The organism is Chitinophagales bacterium, from assembly GCA_020636535.1.
Lineage (GTDB): Bacteria > Bacteroidota > Bacteroidia > Chitinophagales > JADIYW01 > JADJSS01.
The window spans coordinates 108,202-123,158 of sequence record JACJXT010000012.1; the positions used below are offsets into that span (position 1 = coordinate 108,202).

Annotated in this window: 12 protein-coding genes and 1 tRNA gene; 8 read left to right on the plus strand and 5 right to left on the minus strand. The window is 31.3% G+C overall.

What is annotated here, in order from left to right:
• Nucleotides 1–61: 61 nt before the first annotated feature.
• Nucleotides 62–2,161, minus strand: coding sequence for a penicillin acylase family protein (locus H6553_10255; protein ID MCB9034209.1), 2,100 nt, complete (start codon nt 2,159–2,161; stop codon nt 62–64).
• A 100-nt stretch (nt 2,162–2,261) separates the two neighbouring features.
• On the opposite strand from H6553_10255, the gene H6553_10260 reads away from it, so the two are divergent.
• Both H6553_10260 and H6553_10265 read left to right on the plus strand, forming a co-directional pair.
• A complete protein-coding gene (locus H6553_10260; GenBank protein ID MCB9034210.1) occupies nt 2,262–4,064 on the plus strand; it encodes an acetate/propionate family kinase in 1,803 nt (600 codons plus the stop codon).
• Between the two features lie 332 nt (nt 4,065–4,396).
• On the plus strand, nt 4,397–5,011 hold the full coding sequence (locus H6553_10265; GenBank protein MCB9034211.1) for a hypothetical protein: 615 nt from the start codon (nt 4,397–4,399) through the stop codon (nt 5,009–5,011).
• 10 nt (nt 5,012–5,021) lie between these two features.
• On the opposite strand, the gene H6553_10270 is transcribed toward H6553_10265, so the two are convergent.
• The 3 genes from H6553_10270 to frr are packed head-to-tail and all read right to left on the minus strand — an operon-like array spanning nt 5,022 to nt 6,578.
• Nucleotides 5,022–5,603, minus strand: a complete 582-nt coding sequence (locus H6553_10270) for a DUF3365 domain-containing protein (GenBank protein ID MCB9034212.1) — start codon at nt 5,601–5,603, stop codon at nt 5,022–5,024.
• 6 nt (nt 5,604–5,609) lie between these two features.
• Nucleotides 5,610–5,993 carry a VOC family protein gene (locus H6553_10275; GenBank protein MCB9034213.1) on the minus strand — a complete coding sequence of 128 codons (384 nt, stop codon included), beginning with the start codon at nt 5,991–5,993 and terminating at the stop codon, nt 5,610–5,612.
• A gap of 18 nt (nt 5,994–6,011) precedes the next feature.
• Nucleotides 6,012–6,578 (minus strand): ribosome recycling factor, encoded by a 567-nt coding sequence (gene frr / locus H6553_10280; protein MCB9034214.1) that lies wholly within the window; start codon nt 6,576–6,578, stop codon nt 6,012–6,014.
• Between the two features lie 205 nt (nt 6,579–6,783).
• On the opposite strand from frr, the gene rseP reads away from it, so the two are divergent.
• Together rseP and H6553_10290 are read left to right on the plus strand one after the other, a co-directional pair.
• Complete coding sequence (gene rseP, locus H6553_10285) at nt 6,784–8,157, plus strand: RIP metalloprotease RseP (protein ID MCB9034215.1); 1,374 nt, start codon at nt 6,784–6,786, stop codon at nt 8,155–8,157.
• 126 nt (nt 8,158–8,283) lie between these two features.
• A tRNA-Leu gene (locus H6553_10290) sits at nt 8,284–8,363 on the plus strand.
• Between the two features lie 97 nt (nt 8,364–8,460).
• Here H6553_10290 and H6553_10295 read toward each other — a convergent pair.
• Complete coding sequence (locus tag H6553_10295; protein ID MCB9034216.1) at nt 8,461–9,321, minus strand: phosphatidylinositol-specific phospholipase C domain-containing protein; 861 nt, start codon at nt 9,319–9,321, stop codon at nt 8,461–8,463.
• Nucleotides 9,322–9,404: 83 nt separating this feature from the next.
• On the opposite strand from H6553_10295, the gene H6553_10300 reads away from it, so the two are divergent.
• The 4 genes from H6553_10300 (at nt 9,405) to H6553_10315 (ending at nt 14,950) form a co-directional block, all read left to right on the plus strand.
• Nucleotides 9,405–10,232 carry an acyltransferase family protein gene (locus H6553_10300; GenBank protein MCB9034217.1) on the plus strand — a complete coding sequence of 276 codons (828 nt, stop codon included), beginning with the start codon at nt 9,405–9,407 and terminating at the stop codon, nt 10,230–10,232.
• Complete coding sequence (locus H6553_10305; GenBank protein MCB9034218.1) at nt 10,232–11,164, plus strand: NAD-dependent epimerase/dehydratase family protein; 933 nt, start codon at nt 10,232–10,234, stop codon at nt 11,162–11,164. The genes H6553_10300 and H6553_10305 overlap by 1 nt, the downstream gene beginning before the upstream one ends.
• A gap of 77 nt (nt 11,165–11,241) precedes the next feature.
• Entirely contained in the window at nt 11,242–13,305 is a 2,064-nt protein-coding gene (scpA, locus tag H6553_10310; protein ID MCB9034219.1) for a methylmalonyl-CoA mutase, read from the plus strand.
• Between the two features lie 376 nt (nt 13,306–13,681).
• Complete coding sequence (locus H6553_10315; GenBank protein MCB9034220.1) at nt 13,682–14,950, plus strand: dicarboxylate/amino acid:cation symporter; 1,269 nt, start codon at nt 13,682–13,684, stop codon at nt 14,948–14,950.
• Nucleotides 14,951–14,957: the final 7 nt, after the last annotated feature.

Below are 14,957 nucleotides of genomic sequence, written 5' to 3' on the forward strand. Positions count from 1 at the left end.
GTGAAAATAGTTGGTAAGATAATAATAGATTGCTTCGTCATTCTTCCTCGCAAAGACAAAATTATTTTATCATTGGATGATATACTTTCTCGGCAGTTTTTAGAATAGTCGCTTTGTCCATGCTTATTGGTTTTAGTTGTTGCTGCACAAATAAATCCATTTGATCATCGTAGTGTTTATTGCCTTCTACATTAGACGCACCATAAGCATTGATACTTTCTAAAATTGGTGCTTTATTTTTTTCAAACTGTACTAATAAAATGTAGGAATCGCCAACATCTGCTTTTAACATTCCTTTTTTATATTTTGAACATTGCATGGCAGCAATTACATCTGGAATTCCTGAAACAGGTAGTGCTTTGTTGCCTCTTACTAATTTCTGTACATCACCTAAAGGAACTTCTAAACTACCAAAATGTTTGAGCATATGTTTTTTAGCTGTTTTAACTAAATCGACTAGAAACCATTCATTGGCTTTAACTTGAGTGCTTGGTAAATTTCCTGTTTCTATTAATTTTTCTATGTAGTAATAGTTAATTATTGCAACTAAACCAGCTTGTTCATTATCAATAGCAGCATCTCTATTCCATTTTTTAAGTACTTCAATGGCATCTGCAATATCTGGATATTTTTTTGGATTGAGTTGTAACATTTGTTCCATATTAGCAAATACATAAGTATACGCTGGATTGTGATAGGATTGATTGTATTTTATTGCTTTAAATGTTTTATAATCTATTTTATCATATTTGTTTAATAAATAATTTAATTGAATACTTCTGTTGTTTTTATATGGGAAATAATACTCTTTCACTATAGATTTTTCTTTAGACACATTATCATCTTTTCCTGTTGCTAAATATGGCGTTCCATTGGTATTAAACACAAAACCACATTTTGGATTTTCTATATGTACTAGACTTTCAAATGGATAATATTTTTTTTCGTTCCAAAGTGTAGCAGCAGTATCTCCAGGTAAAACTTTCCACCAATTATATTTTTTATCTCTATACGGAAACTTAGCATTATCTAAATAGTAAATATTGTCATTATTGTCTGCATAAATAATATTTAAACCCGTTATATATTGTTGTTGTATTATTTTTTTAAATTCATTAAAGTTTTGTGCTTTATTCATTTGATACCATTGCTCTGGTGCTTTAATACCATAAGCAGCAGGAAATCTCATCGAATAATATTTGCCTTTATATTCTAGTGTTGGACCATAAACACTTTCGTAGTATTTTTTCTTCACTGGAATTTTAATAAACCAGAAAATCTTTACTTTCATTTTACAGACTTTCTCTTTGAGTTCTAACCATCTTCCATTAAATAAATAATGATTCTTTTTTCTAGGATGCATTGTTAATTCGTACACATCGTCCATATCTGCAAAACTTACGGTATGAGCCCAAGCTAAATTTTTATTGACACCATGAAAAATAGTTGCACCACCAGGAAAAGTTCCACCTATACAATCCCAACCTTCATCAGAATGTAAATGTGCTTCGTACCAAGAATAAGGTCCAGCCAATGGTTGATGAGAATTAATTGCCAAATAAGTACTTCCATCAACAGTTTTATTACTATTTAATGCAAAGCCATTTGAACCTTTATCCGAAAAAAGATGTTGAGCATTGCCCATAGTACCATTAGTGATTTTTAATATATTATATGGCACATTGGTCATAAGTGCCATACCTAAAGTATGTCCAATTAAAATATCTTGAACTGTAACTTTTCCCATATCTTTGAGCCACAATTTTTCTGGAAAAGCTTTAATATAGTCATTAACACCTTGTACATATGCTTCTAAAACAGCTTGAAACTTTGGTGTAAAAGTATGTTTATTATAGTATTTATTGACTATCTCTTTTGAACCTAAAACCGCAGCTACAAAATCCATAATGGCACCATCTTTTCCTTTTACTTCTGCCAATCTGCCTCTAGCCGTTAAAAAGTTTTCTTGCATAGAAGTAAAGTCATCTTCTGCAGTAGCCCAAGCTAAACCATAAGCTACTTCTTCATCTGTAGGTGCATAAATATGTGGTACACCCCAATTATCTCTAATAATTTCAATATTTTTTGGATTGATTTTGAAGGCATATCCTGATGAAAATATCATTAATAATAAAAATAATATATAAATTCTGTTAAACATATCTCTAGGATACTAATATAAGGATATATACCCATAAATGGTGATATTTTTATAGAAAATTTGATTCATAAATCCTTACTTTTGTGAAAAAATTAAGAAAATGCAAATATTGGTAGTGAATTGTGGTAGTTCTTCTATAAAATTAGAAATTATTGATACTTATACTAAAACAGCTATTCATCAATTAAATGCTAATCATATTGGCAATATAGAATTTAATATTGCTATCAATAATCAGGAAATAGATTGTAATGAAAATGATTATTCTAATATATTACAATTTTGTATTAAAACTATTACAAAACGAGAAAATATTAATATTCTAGGTGTTGGACATAGAGTAGTACATGGTGGCACTAAATATTTTCAACCTACAATAATAGATGAAACTGTAGAAGCAACTATCGAATCTTTAATTCCATTAGCACCATTACATAATCCTGTAAATTTAGAAGGCATTAAAATTGCTAAACAAATATTTCCAGATTTAATACATGTTGCAGTGTTCGATACTGCTTTTCATCAGAGTTTGCCTAACAGAGCTAAACAGTATGCATTGCCAACTTCATTGGTAGAAAAATATCAAATTTATAGATACGGATTTCATGGTACGAGTCACAAATATGTTTCGGAACAAGCTGCCAAATTCTTGAACATGGATATTAAAGGTTTGCGAATGATTTCTTGTCATCTTGGAAATGGTGCAAGTGCTTGTGCCGTAGAATATGGTCGTTCTGTAGAAACTTCAATGGGCTTTACAGCTTTAGAAGGTTTGGTAATGGGAACTAGAAGTGGTGATATTGATGCTGGAATTTTATTCTATCTAGCACAGCAAGAAAACATCAGCATAAAAGAATTAGAAGATATAGTATATAAAGAAAGTGGTTTAAAAGGTTTGTCAAATTTAAGCAATAATATGAAAGCCATTTTAGATGCTGCACAAAATGGAGATGATAATTGTAGAAAAGCCATACAAGTATTTTCACATCGATTAAAAAAATATATTGGAGCTTACGCAGCCATAATGGGTGGTTTAGATGTATTAATTTTTACTGGTGGTATTGGCGAAAATGCTAAAGAAATTAGACATAGAGTTTGCGAGCAACTTGGTTTCATTGGTATTATAATAGATGAAGATAAAAACTGCGATGCCAAATTAAGCAACCAACAAAAGGTAATTGAGATAGAAGCCATCAACTCAAAAGTAAAGATATTAGTGATTGCTACAGACGAAGAATTGGCAATTGCAGAAGAAGCGAGTAAAATCGTTAACGAAAAAAATAAAGTAAACAACAACTTATCTATTCCTATTGCCATTTCTGCAAGACATGTACATTTAACTAGAGCAACACTCGATATTTTATATGGTAAAGATTATGAACTGACTGTAAAAAAACCATTGTCGCAACCTAGACAATTTGCAGCTAATGAAACCGTAACTTTAATTGGTGTAAAAAATAATATAGAAAATGTACGAATCTTAGGTCCATTAAGAAGTAAAGACCAAGTAGAAATTTCTAGAACAGATGAATTCTTTTTAGGTATAGATGCACCTGTTAGAGAAAGTGGACATACCGAAAATACACCTGGAATTACATTAGAAGGACCAAAAGGAAAAGTAAAAATAAAAGAAGGTTTAATTTGTGCATGGCGACATATACACATGCATCCAGACGATGCAAAAGCATTTGGCGTAAAAGACCAAGATGTAGTAAGTGTAGATATTAATGATGAAAGCAGAGCATTAACCTTTCACAATGTAATTATACGAGTATCTGATAAGTTTAAATTAGAAATGCACATAGATACAGACGAAGGCAACGCAGCAGAAATTACCAATGGCGAAGAAGGTGTTTTAATACCAACCAACCAAACAGCTTGCTTAGTAAAAAAGAATGTGTAAAGCCACCAATAACCAATGACAATTTTTCGCCACAACAAGTATTATCACTTGATGTTTTTTTATGGCATAACCTCCACTGCGTTACGGTCGTGCTATCCGTTACAAGTCCTCGCTCCTTTCGTCGCTGTGGGCTTTCCACTACTATCACTTATGCAAATAGTGCAAACCAAAACAAACAGCATAAAAGAGTATATGTTGTTAAAAAAATAATTAATATTTGTTAATTGACAGTATTTTTAACATAATAAATTTAAATATTAAAGCACATTCATGTTATTGATTACACAATAAAAACAATGTAATATATATTTGACCAAACAAATTTATATTATATGAAAAAGACAATTCTACTTACTCTAACTGTTATTTCTTTTACCTTTTCAACATTTGCACAAGAAACAAGCAACGAAACAACAAACAAAAAGTTTGAAAAAGTTCTAAAAGGGAATATCGGTTTCACCTATCATTCTTACGACCAATTTAACTTATCACCAGAAATTGGTTTCTTACTAATCAACCAAAAACAAAATGTACACGAATTTGGCTTATCCTACAATAGTGCTATCAATACAAGAAGAGAATTAAGTGCTAATGAGTTTATGCTTAACTATGGTTATAGAATAGTTTTTCTAAAAAACAAAGCCACCAATATTAAACCATTTATATCATTTATAGCAGGCATAGGTGCTTCTCATTCAAATAATAATTTAGCACTCTACAATATAAATTATAAAGTTGTAAATAATTTATTCACTATACAAGCAGGAATTGCACCAGGATTTCAGTATACAAAAAATAAATTCTTTTTAGATTTTTCTGTGCCATTCAAAGCATCATACATGAGAGAAACTAGTAAAATTAAAGATAGTAATTATTCGTATAAAAATAAATTTAACGATGGTGCTTTTAATGTTGGTGCTAAAATAGGTTTAGGCGTTAAATTTTAACGCTTCTATTTTAAAACTCTACTACAAATAAACCTCTTATTGCTTGTGGTTTGTAGTTAATCGCTTTGTCATTCGGATACTTTTCTTGTAAAACACTTACAACATCTGCTGGTATGTCTTTCATTGGTGTTCCATGACATTGCATACACATATTATTCGTTACAATAGGATAGTAAGCAAATGCTTTATCATCTACATAATGCATTTTAGGTTTTGGCATCGTAGCATTATTTAAGCTGTCTTTACATGCTTGTATAAAAGCCAACTCAGCTTCGCTTGCTTGGTTATTCGGATTTCTTGGTTTATCGCTTACGCGTTTAATTTTTCCTTTAAAATCACCAGAAGTCGCCTCAACAATATTATTGGCTTCTATATTACAAAAAGCTATTGCACTAGCAGTACCACCATTTTCTATAGCGTTTTGTAAATTAGCACCAATAGAATCTCTAATAATTTGTATTTGTTGCTTGCCTTTTGCAATAGAATCATTTACTACTGTAGTAGCCGTACTTTCTGAAGTCTGTGCTGTATTTTCTTTCTTAGTTTGACAAGCAATTACTAAAAACAAAATAGCAATAAAAGTATATTTCATAGTTTATTATTTTTTAGAATGAAGTCCAATTCTATTTCCTTCCGTGTCTAAAATTAAAGCATAGTAACCATAATCTTCTGCTATTAAAGTTTTCTCTTGAATAATTTTTCCACCAGCATTTACTACTCTAGATAATTCATTAGACAAATCATCGCTTGATGCAGAAAAATAAACAACAACACCTTGTTCGCTTGGCGTATATTTTTCTTTATGGTATAACAAAGTGCCACTAGCACCTTCTTTTCCTTCTTCATAAGGAAACCAAGCCATAATTTCTTCGCCAAATTGTTGTGCTTGTAATTCAAATCCAAAAACTGCCGAATAAAAAGCAACGGCTCTGTCCATATCTACCACTGGAATTTCAAACCAACCTACTATATTTGTTTTCATAGTTTATATTTTTAGTTTTTATATTGCCATTATTTCTTCTTCTTTGGTCTTAAGCATTGCTTCTACCTTGTCAGAATATTGTTTAGTCAAATTCTGAATATCTGCTTCCGCATTTTTTCCAGCATCTTCCGATAAACCATCTTTAACCAAGTCTTTAATCATTTCATTAGCATCTTTTCTTGAGTTTCTAATACCAACTTTAGATTCCTCACCATATTGCTTACTTTGTTTTACTAAGTCGCGTCTTCTTTCTTCTGTCATTGGTGGAATTGACAAACGAATATTTTCTCCGTCATTTTGTGGTGTAATACCTATATTCGACTGAAAAATAGCTTTTTCTATTTCTCCAATAATATTTTTTTCAAATGGTGTAACAATTAAGGTTCTAGCGTCTAGCAATTTAACACTCGCTACTTGTTGTATTGGTGTTGGCATTCCGTAGTATTGTACCATCATACCTTGTAGCATATCTGGACTTGCTTTACCTGCTCTTATTTTTTGCAATTCAAACTCTAAATGTTTTAATGCTTTTAACATACCTTCTTTGGCTTCATCTAATACCAATTGAATATCTTCTTCTCCCATTTTTTAATATTTTGCTTTAAAATTATGGTATTTAATATGAATACAAAAGTTTTAGACCTAAAAAATACAATAAAACAAGGTAAATTCTATAATCGACTATCATTTAAAACCTTTACAAAGCTTCAATGCTAATTAATAAACATTAAATAAGATTTATTAAGCTATTAATTTACTACCTTTGCGGTTCAATAATTTATAAATTACGATGAACTTAATACAACTCTTTTTTCTATTCTTGTCATTGTCTATTCTTATTGTTTTGCATGAATTAGGACATTTTATTCCTGCAAAATTATTTGGCACAAGAGTAAAAAAATTCTACTTGTTTTTTGATTTTCTATTTCCTTTTCCTAAAATATTAAATTTTTCTTTATTTAAAAAGAAAATCGGTGATACAGAATATGGTATTGGTTGGTTTCCGTTTGGTGGATATGTAGATATCGCTGGAATGGTAGATGAAACAACCACAGAAGAAGAATTAGACAAAGACGATACACCAAAAGAACAACAGTTTAGATTTAAACCAGCTTGGCAACGACTAATTGTAATGATTGGTGGTGTTACTGTAAATATGATTTTAGCAATGGTCATTTACACTGGTTTACTCATGGCTTATGGCGAAGAATATTTACCTATGAAAAATGCTACCAATGGTATTATGGTGGTAGATAGTATTGGCTATGATTTAGGTTTACAAGATGGCGATAAAATTATTAGCATTAATGGCAATGCAGTAGAAAATTTCAACGATTTTGAAGGTGATTTATTACTCAACCAAGCTAAAACAATTAGAGTTTATAGAGACAACCAATTTGTAGATTTGCCTGTAAAAAGTGGTGTTATTAATAAATTTATTAAGAAAAGTGGTAAGAATGGTGGTGTTGCTATTATAGAACCAAGATTTCCAACTATAGTAGATCAAGTAACAGATGGTAGCAATGCAAAAAAAGCAGGTTTACAAGTAGGCGATAAATTTCTAGCAATCGATAGTGTAGCTACACCTTTCTTTGATGAAGTAAAAACTCAACTCAGTTTACATAAAAATGCAACGATAAATATTTTGGTAGATAGAAATGGAACAGAAAAAATATTAACTGCAAATGTTACTAAAGAAGGCACATTAGGTTATGCTCCAAATCTTAGCTTATCAGAATTTTATAAAACAGAAAAAAAATCATACGGTTTATTCGCTGCAATTCCAGCAGGAATCAAACAGTCGTTTGAAACTTTAGCAAAATATTTTAAAAGTATCAAAATGTTGTTTACTTCACCAGAAGTAAAAGCAAAAGATTCTTTAGGTGGCTTTTATAGTATTGGTAAAATTTTTCCTAGAACTTTTGATTGGCGTGCATTTTGGAGTATTACAGCATTAATTTCTGTGATATTAGCATTTATGAATATACTACCAATACCAATGCTAGATGGTGGTTATGTATTGTTTTTGTTGATTGAAATGCTTATAGGCAGACCAGTTCCTCAAAAAATACAGAATGCAGCTCAAACTGTAGGATTTGTAATTGTATTATTCTTATTATTTTACTCTAACGGATTAGATATAATGAGAGCATTTGGAAAATAATTGTATTTTTATTTTTACATTTGCACCGCAGTTCTTTTTAAGTACAGAGTATTGAGTACTAAGTATTGAGACCTTGTACAATACTATTGACTAATAACTTTTTACAAATGACCAATAACTAAACATGCCGTGGTGGCGGAATTGGTAGACGCGCACGACTCAAACTCGTGTTCTACGGAGTGTGGGTTCGATTCCCACCCACGGTACAAAATTTTAAACTCCTTGTAATCTTTATTGCAAGGATTTTTTGTTTTATCAAGATTATGCATTAGAAATATAGTCTAACCTAAATGCTATTTGAATTTACAATCCATTTACTTCATCAACTACTCGCTTCGCTTCACCAATGTTATAAAAGTCTACTGCTAAAAAGTTCACAAAATGATTTTGTTCTACACTACAACTATCTATTCTTTTCTTAACAATGTCATATTGATTCGCAACATGAGCTTTACTTTTATTTGGCAAACCACCATTCGACAACCAATGATTTACTAAAAAGAGTTCTTTGCTTCCAGAACGACCTCTAAAAATATTGCAATTAAAATCAGAAAGTTTTTCATATTCAAAATGCGTATCAAACATAATATCATAGGCATTCATCATCCAAGCAGGTTGACTTTCACTATCATATCCATACTCAACATAAATTACTAATCGCTGATTATTGTCAATCATTTGTTGTAGCGTTTGCCATGTACCATTATGCGTGTATAAGTATTGGTCTAAACCAGCATCATCAATAGCATTGATTAATTGTTCTAACGGACAATAGTTTTCAAAAACAATACTTACTACTTCTTGTGTATTATTATCTAAAAATGTTTTTATTTCATCAAGTACTTCCGTTAAAAATTGATTTCCACCAATTGAAACACCATGATAGACTAAAGCTTGGCTAGTGCCTTCATAAGCGTCAATCATCAAACCACGAACACCATCTGCTAGCTGTCTTGTAATGCCATAATCTTGATTAGGCAATAAATAATAATTTTCTTTTGCATTAAAAGCATTATGTGTAGTTAAAAAACACACTTCATTATATTTTTTTTGAGCTAAAGGATTTGCTGAGTTATTTATATTGCTACCTTCTTTTTTACATGCATTGAGTAATAATAAAGATGATGCTAATACAATAATATGAAAAAATCTAAAATTAAGCATAAATTATTATTTCGTTGAATTTACTAATAATTTTGGTTAGAATAATATTTTATCTTAAATTTCTATTTCTTTAGGATAAAAAAATGGCAAAAAAAAATACAACCATATTAAAACAAATTTTTAATGATGATGGAATAGATGAATTCATCAATGTTTTTCCAAATAAAGTTGGCTCTAAAGGTTTTGATGCTTGGGGATTTAATTTAAGAAGTTTAAAAGATAGTTTAAGAGTAATTAAATTCTTATATGAAGACTATTTTAGAGTAGAAGCGTTTGGCTTAGAAAATATACCTAAAGAAGGCAGATGTTTAATTATAGCCAATCATAGTGGTCAACTACCTATTGATGGTTTGCTAATAGCTTATGCTATGGTTAGTAATACTCATGGAGCAAGAGCACCAAAGGCAATGGCAGAAAAATTTTTTCCTACAGTTCCTTTTGTAGGCAATTGGCTAAACTCTGTAGGTGCTGTAGTTGGCGATACTACTAATTGCGAAAGAATGTTGAATAATGAAGAAGCTATCGTAGTATTCCCAGAAGGTGTTAGAGGTTCTGGAAAACTATTTTCAAAAAGATATCAATTAGCAAGATTTGGCAATGGATTTATGCACTTAGCCATGAAAAACAAAGCACCAATTATTCCTGTAGGTGTTGTTGGTTGCGAAGAGTCTATCATTTCTCTTACAGATATGAAACCTTTGGCTAAATTATTAGGAATACCATATGCTCCATTAGTAGTACCGTTTGTAATTCCTTCAAAAGTATATTTGCATTTTGGAGAACCAATGTATTTTGAAAATGATGTACATTCAGAGCATTTAATTACTAAAAGAGTAGATACAGTTAAAGCAGCAATTAATAATTTAATTAAAGATGGATTAGATAAAAGAACTTCAATTTTTCAGAAATAATGAGTGCAAGAAAAAAAATAATGGTTACAGGTGCAGCTGGTGCTTTAGCCAAGAAAGTTATTGAACATTTAAAAAAGGACTTTAAAGTTATTGCTGTTGACTTTAGAACTAAGGTAGATTTGGGTGTTCCTGTTGAAAGCTATAAAGTAGATTTTAATAAAAGAATTTTCGAAGATATTTTTAGAGAACACCAGTTTGATGGTATTATTCACTTAGGTAGAATTTCTACACAAGAAATGAATCGTTTTTCTCGTTATAATGCTAATGTAATTGGTACTAGAAAATTATTCGATTTAGCTAAAAAATATAATGTACCAAAAACATTAGTTTTATCTACCTATTTTGTTTACGGAGCAAGTCCTTATAATCCTTCTTTATTAGATGAAAAAACACCATTAAAAGCATCTGAACTAACTATGGATTTAGTAGACTCTGTAGAGTTAGAAAATTTATCAAACATATATTTATACAAACATCCTGAATTAAATATCACTATACTAAGACCTTGTAATATTGCAGGACCAGGAATTAGAAATACTTTTTCAATGATGTTAGCGGCTAAAAGTTCACCAGTACTTTGGGGCTTTTCTCCATTAATGCAGTTTATACATATCGATGATATGAGAGATGCCATTTGTACTGCATTCGAGCAAAACAAACCAGGCGTTTACAATGTTGCACCAGCAGATTATATTGCGCTACAAGATGCAGTAAAAGAATCAGGATGTATTCCAATACAAATACCATCTGTACCACCAGCACTTACCGAGCGAATTGTAAAATCTTTCAAACTCAAAACAATGCCATTGTATTTAATCAATTATTTCAAATATCCAGTAATTATAGATGGTAGCTTATTTGAAAAAACATTCAATTTTCATCCAAAGAAAACACTACATCAAATCTTTGCATACTATAAAAATATAAAATAAATACACATAATATTAATTTAAACTTATTAGCGACATTACCAAATTAGCTAATTATAAAATTTACTACCTTTACAGCAATGGCAAGCATCAACCAAAGTTTTGAATCATTAGTTGCTGAAGAACAAAAACAAAAAAATCAAGCAACACCATTGCAACACTATATTGCAGGAAAAGCTCCTTTTTTAAGAGGACCATATCCAACAATGTATGTTCAAAAACCTTGGACAATTAGACAATATGCTGGATTTTCTACAGCAGAAGCATCTAATGCCTTTTACAAACGAAATTTAGCTGCTGGTCAAAAAGGTTTGTCTGTCGCTTTCGATTTACCTACACATCGTGGCTACGATAGCGACAACAATAGAGTTACTGGCGATGTAGGAAAAGCTGGCGTTGCTATCGATACCGTAGAAGACATGAAAATTTTATTCGATGAAATTCCACTCGATAAAATTTCTGTATCGATGACGATGAATGGTGCTGTTTTACCAATCATGGCATTTTATATTGTTGCAGCACAAGAGCAAGGCGTAGCACAAGAACAACTCAGTGGTACCATTCAAAACGATATTCTCAAAGAATTTATGGTGCGAAACACTTACATCTATCCACCACAAAATTCCATGCATATTATCGCTGATATTTTTAAATATACCAGTCAATATATGCCAAAATTCAACTCTATTTCTATTAGTGGTTATCACATGCAAGAAGCTGGAGCTACTGCTGCTATAGAATTGGCGTATACCATTGCAGATGGTTTAGAATACATTAAAACTGGTTTAGCTGCTGGTTTAAATATTGATGACTTTGCACCACGATTGTCTTTTTTTTGGGGAATTGGCATGAATCATTTTGAAGAGATTGCTAAAATGCGTGCAGCAAGAGTTTTATGGTCTTTCGTAGTAAAACAGTTTCAACCAAAATTACAAAAAAGCTTGATGTTGCGTACGCATTGTCAGACTTCTGGTTGGAGTTTAACAGCTCAAGATCCTTTTAATAATGTAGCAAGAACTTGCATCGAAGCAATGGCAGCTGTACTTGGTGGAACACAGTCTTTGCATACCAATGCATTAGATGAAGCTATTGCATTACCAACCGATTTTTCTGCTAAAATTGCTAGAGATACACAATTATATCTACAAAAAGAAATTGGAGTTACACAATCTATCGATCCTTGGGCTGGAAGCGAATTAGTAGAAAATTTAACTTTAAATATTTTAAATGAAGCTATTGAGTTATTGAAAGAAATTGATAGTTTAGGTGGAATGACTAAAGCGATTGAAGCTGGAATTCCGAAACAAAGAATTGAAGAAGCTGCTGCAAAAAAACAAGCAAAAATAGATAGTGGTGAACATATTATTGTTGGATTGAATGATTTTATCACCGATGAAAATACAGATATTGACATCTTGGAAATTGATAATACAGAAGTTAGAAATAAACAAATAGAACGATTACAGCACATTAAAAGTACTAGAAATGCAAGTAAAGTACAAGCGAGTTTACAAGCATTAGCAGATGCCGCTAAAAACAAAGGCAATAATTTATTAGCTTTAGCAATAGAAGCAGCTAAGGCAAGAGCAACATTAGGCGAAATATCTGATGCTTTAGAAACACATTTCAGAAGATACAAAGCCAATAATGCAGTAATTGCTGGCGTTTATAAATCGTCGATTAAGATGAATAGCAATTTTAATAAAGCACAAACATTAACGGAGCAGTTTGCTAAACAATATGGCAGACAACCAAGAATTTTAGTAGCTAAGATTGGTCAAGATGGACACGATAGAGGTGCTAAAATTATTGCAACAGGTTTTGCAGATATTGGCTTTGATGTGGATATTGGTGCTTTGTTTCAAACAGCAGCAGAGGTAGCCAAACAAGCAGTAGAAAACGATGTACATATTGTAGGTGTGAGTTCATTAGCTGCTGGACATAAAACACTAATTCCAGAGTTAATTCAATGCTTGGCAAATTACAATAGAGCAGATATAAAAGTAGTTTGTGGAGGCGTTATTCCAAAGCAAGATTATCCATACTTATATGATAATGGTGTAGCAGCAGTCTTCGGACCAGGAACTCCAGTTGCAGATGCTGCTATTACCATCTTAGAACAATTTATAAGCAACTTACAATAAATTGATCGAAATAAAAAAAGCAAAAACCAATGCAGTATAGCGTAGAAGCATTTTTAGCAATAGATGTAAATGTATCGAAATTGTATTGCGAGGAACGAGCAATAAGCATGAAGATATAAATTTATCATCGGTTTACTTCACCAAAATAAAAATAGAGTAAAGTAAAATTGCCTTAAATGCTTCTTGACTCTTGCCTGCTGGCAAGCAGGTTTTGATTTGTTTTGCCTGTTTACCAACAGGTAAATATCAAGACAAAATGAATAAAAGTCTTCTTTTAATATGAAAAAATATTTATTAAATATTATATTTATATGTGAAAATAATTTTTAGAATAAATTTCAAATGCGTAATTTGAGCTTTAAATAATCTTTGATGAATGACTAAAACAAAACTAGCACTACATTGGAAAATTATTATAGGAATGCTATTAGGTGTATTAATAGGTTATCTTGCCAACCAATGTAATGCTCAAAAATTAGTCATTGAATTCATTCAACCATTTGGTACTATATTTATTAATGTACTCAAACTAATTGCAATACCATTAATAGTAACATCACTAATCAAAGGCGTAACAGATATTAAAGACATCACCAAACTATCTACACTTGGCGTTAAAACAATTGGCTTGTATATATTAACCACAGTTATTGCAATCAGCGTAGGTTTAATTATGGTATCTATAATCAAACCAGGAAAAAGTGTACAACCAGAAACCAGACAAATTTTATTAGAGCAATATGCATCAGAAGCAATTCAAAAAAAAGAAAATGCAAATACTACAAAAGCCAATGGTACACTACAACCATTGGTCGATTTATTTCCTAGTAACATCATTGAATCTGCAAGTAACAATGGCAATATGCTACAAATTATTGTAGTAACACTTTTCTTTGGCATTGGATTAATATTAATTCCTTTTGAAAAAGCACAGCCAGTAATTGCTTTTTTTGATGGAGCGAATGAAGTATTATTAAAATTGATTGATTTAATAATGAGCGTAGCACCAATTGGTGTGTTTGCACTAATGGCAGCTATGATAGTCAATATTCCAAGTGCCGATGTTTTTTTAGCATTAGGAAAATATATGTTTACAGTCATTTTTTCACTACTATTCTTAGTAATCATTATATATGGATTCTTAATAAGATTTTTTGTAAAAATAAATTTGCGTCGATTTTTTAGTGCAATAGCACCAGCACAACTTCTAGCATTCTCTACCGCATCATCAGCCGCTACATTGCCATTAACTATGGAAAGAGTAACTGAACATCTTGGTGTAGATGACGACATTAGCAGCTTTGTTTTGCCATTAGGTGCTACCATAAATATGGACGGAACTAGTTTATATCAAGCAGTAGCAGCTGTTTTTATAGCACAAGTATTAGGCATCGATTTAAGCTTTGCTACACAATTAGGCATCATAGTTACCGCAACATTAGCATCTATTGGTTCAGCAGCAGTTCCAGGTGCTGGTATGGTAATGTTGGTTATTGTTTTAGAACAAGCAGGAATTCCTTTAGCAGGCATTGCTCTTATTTTTGCTGTTGATAGAATATTAGATATGTGCAGAACAGTTACTAATGTAACAGGCGATGCAACTGTTGCAACACTCATTGCCAAACAAGAAAATTTGTTGCGTTAGCTATATT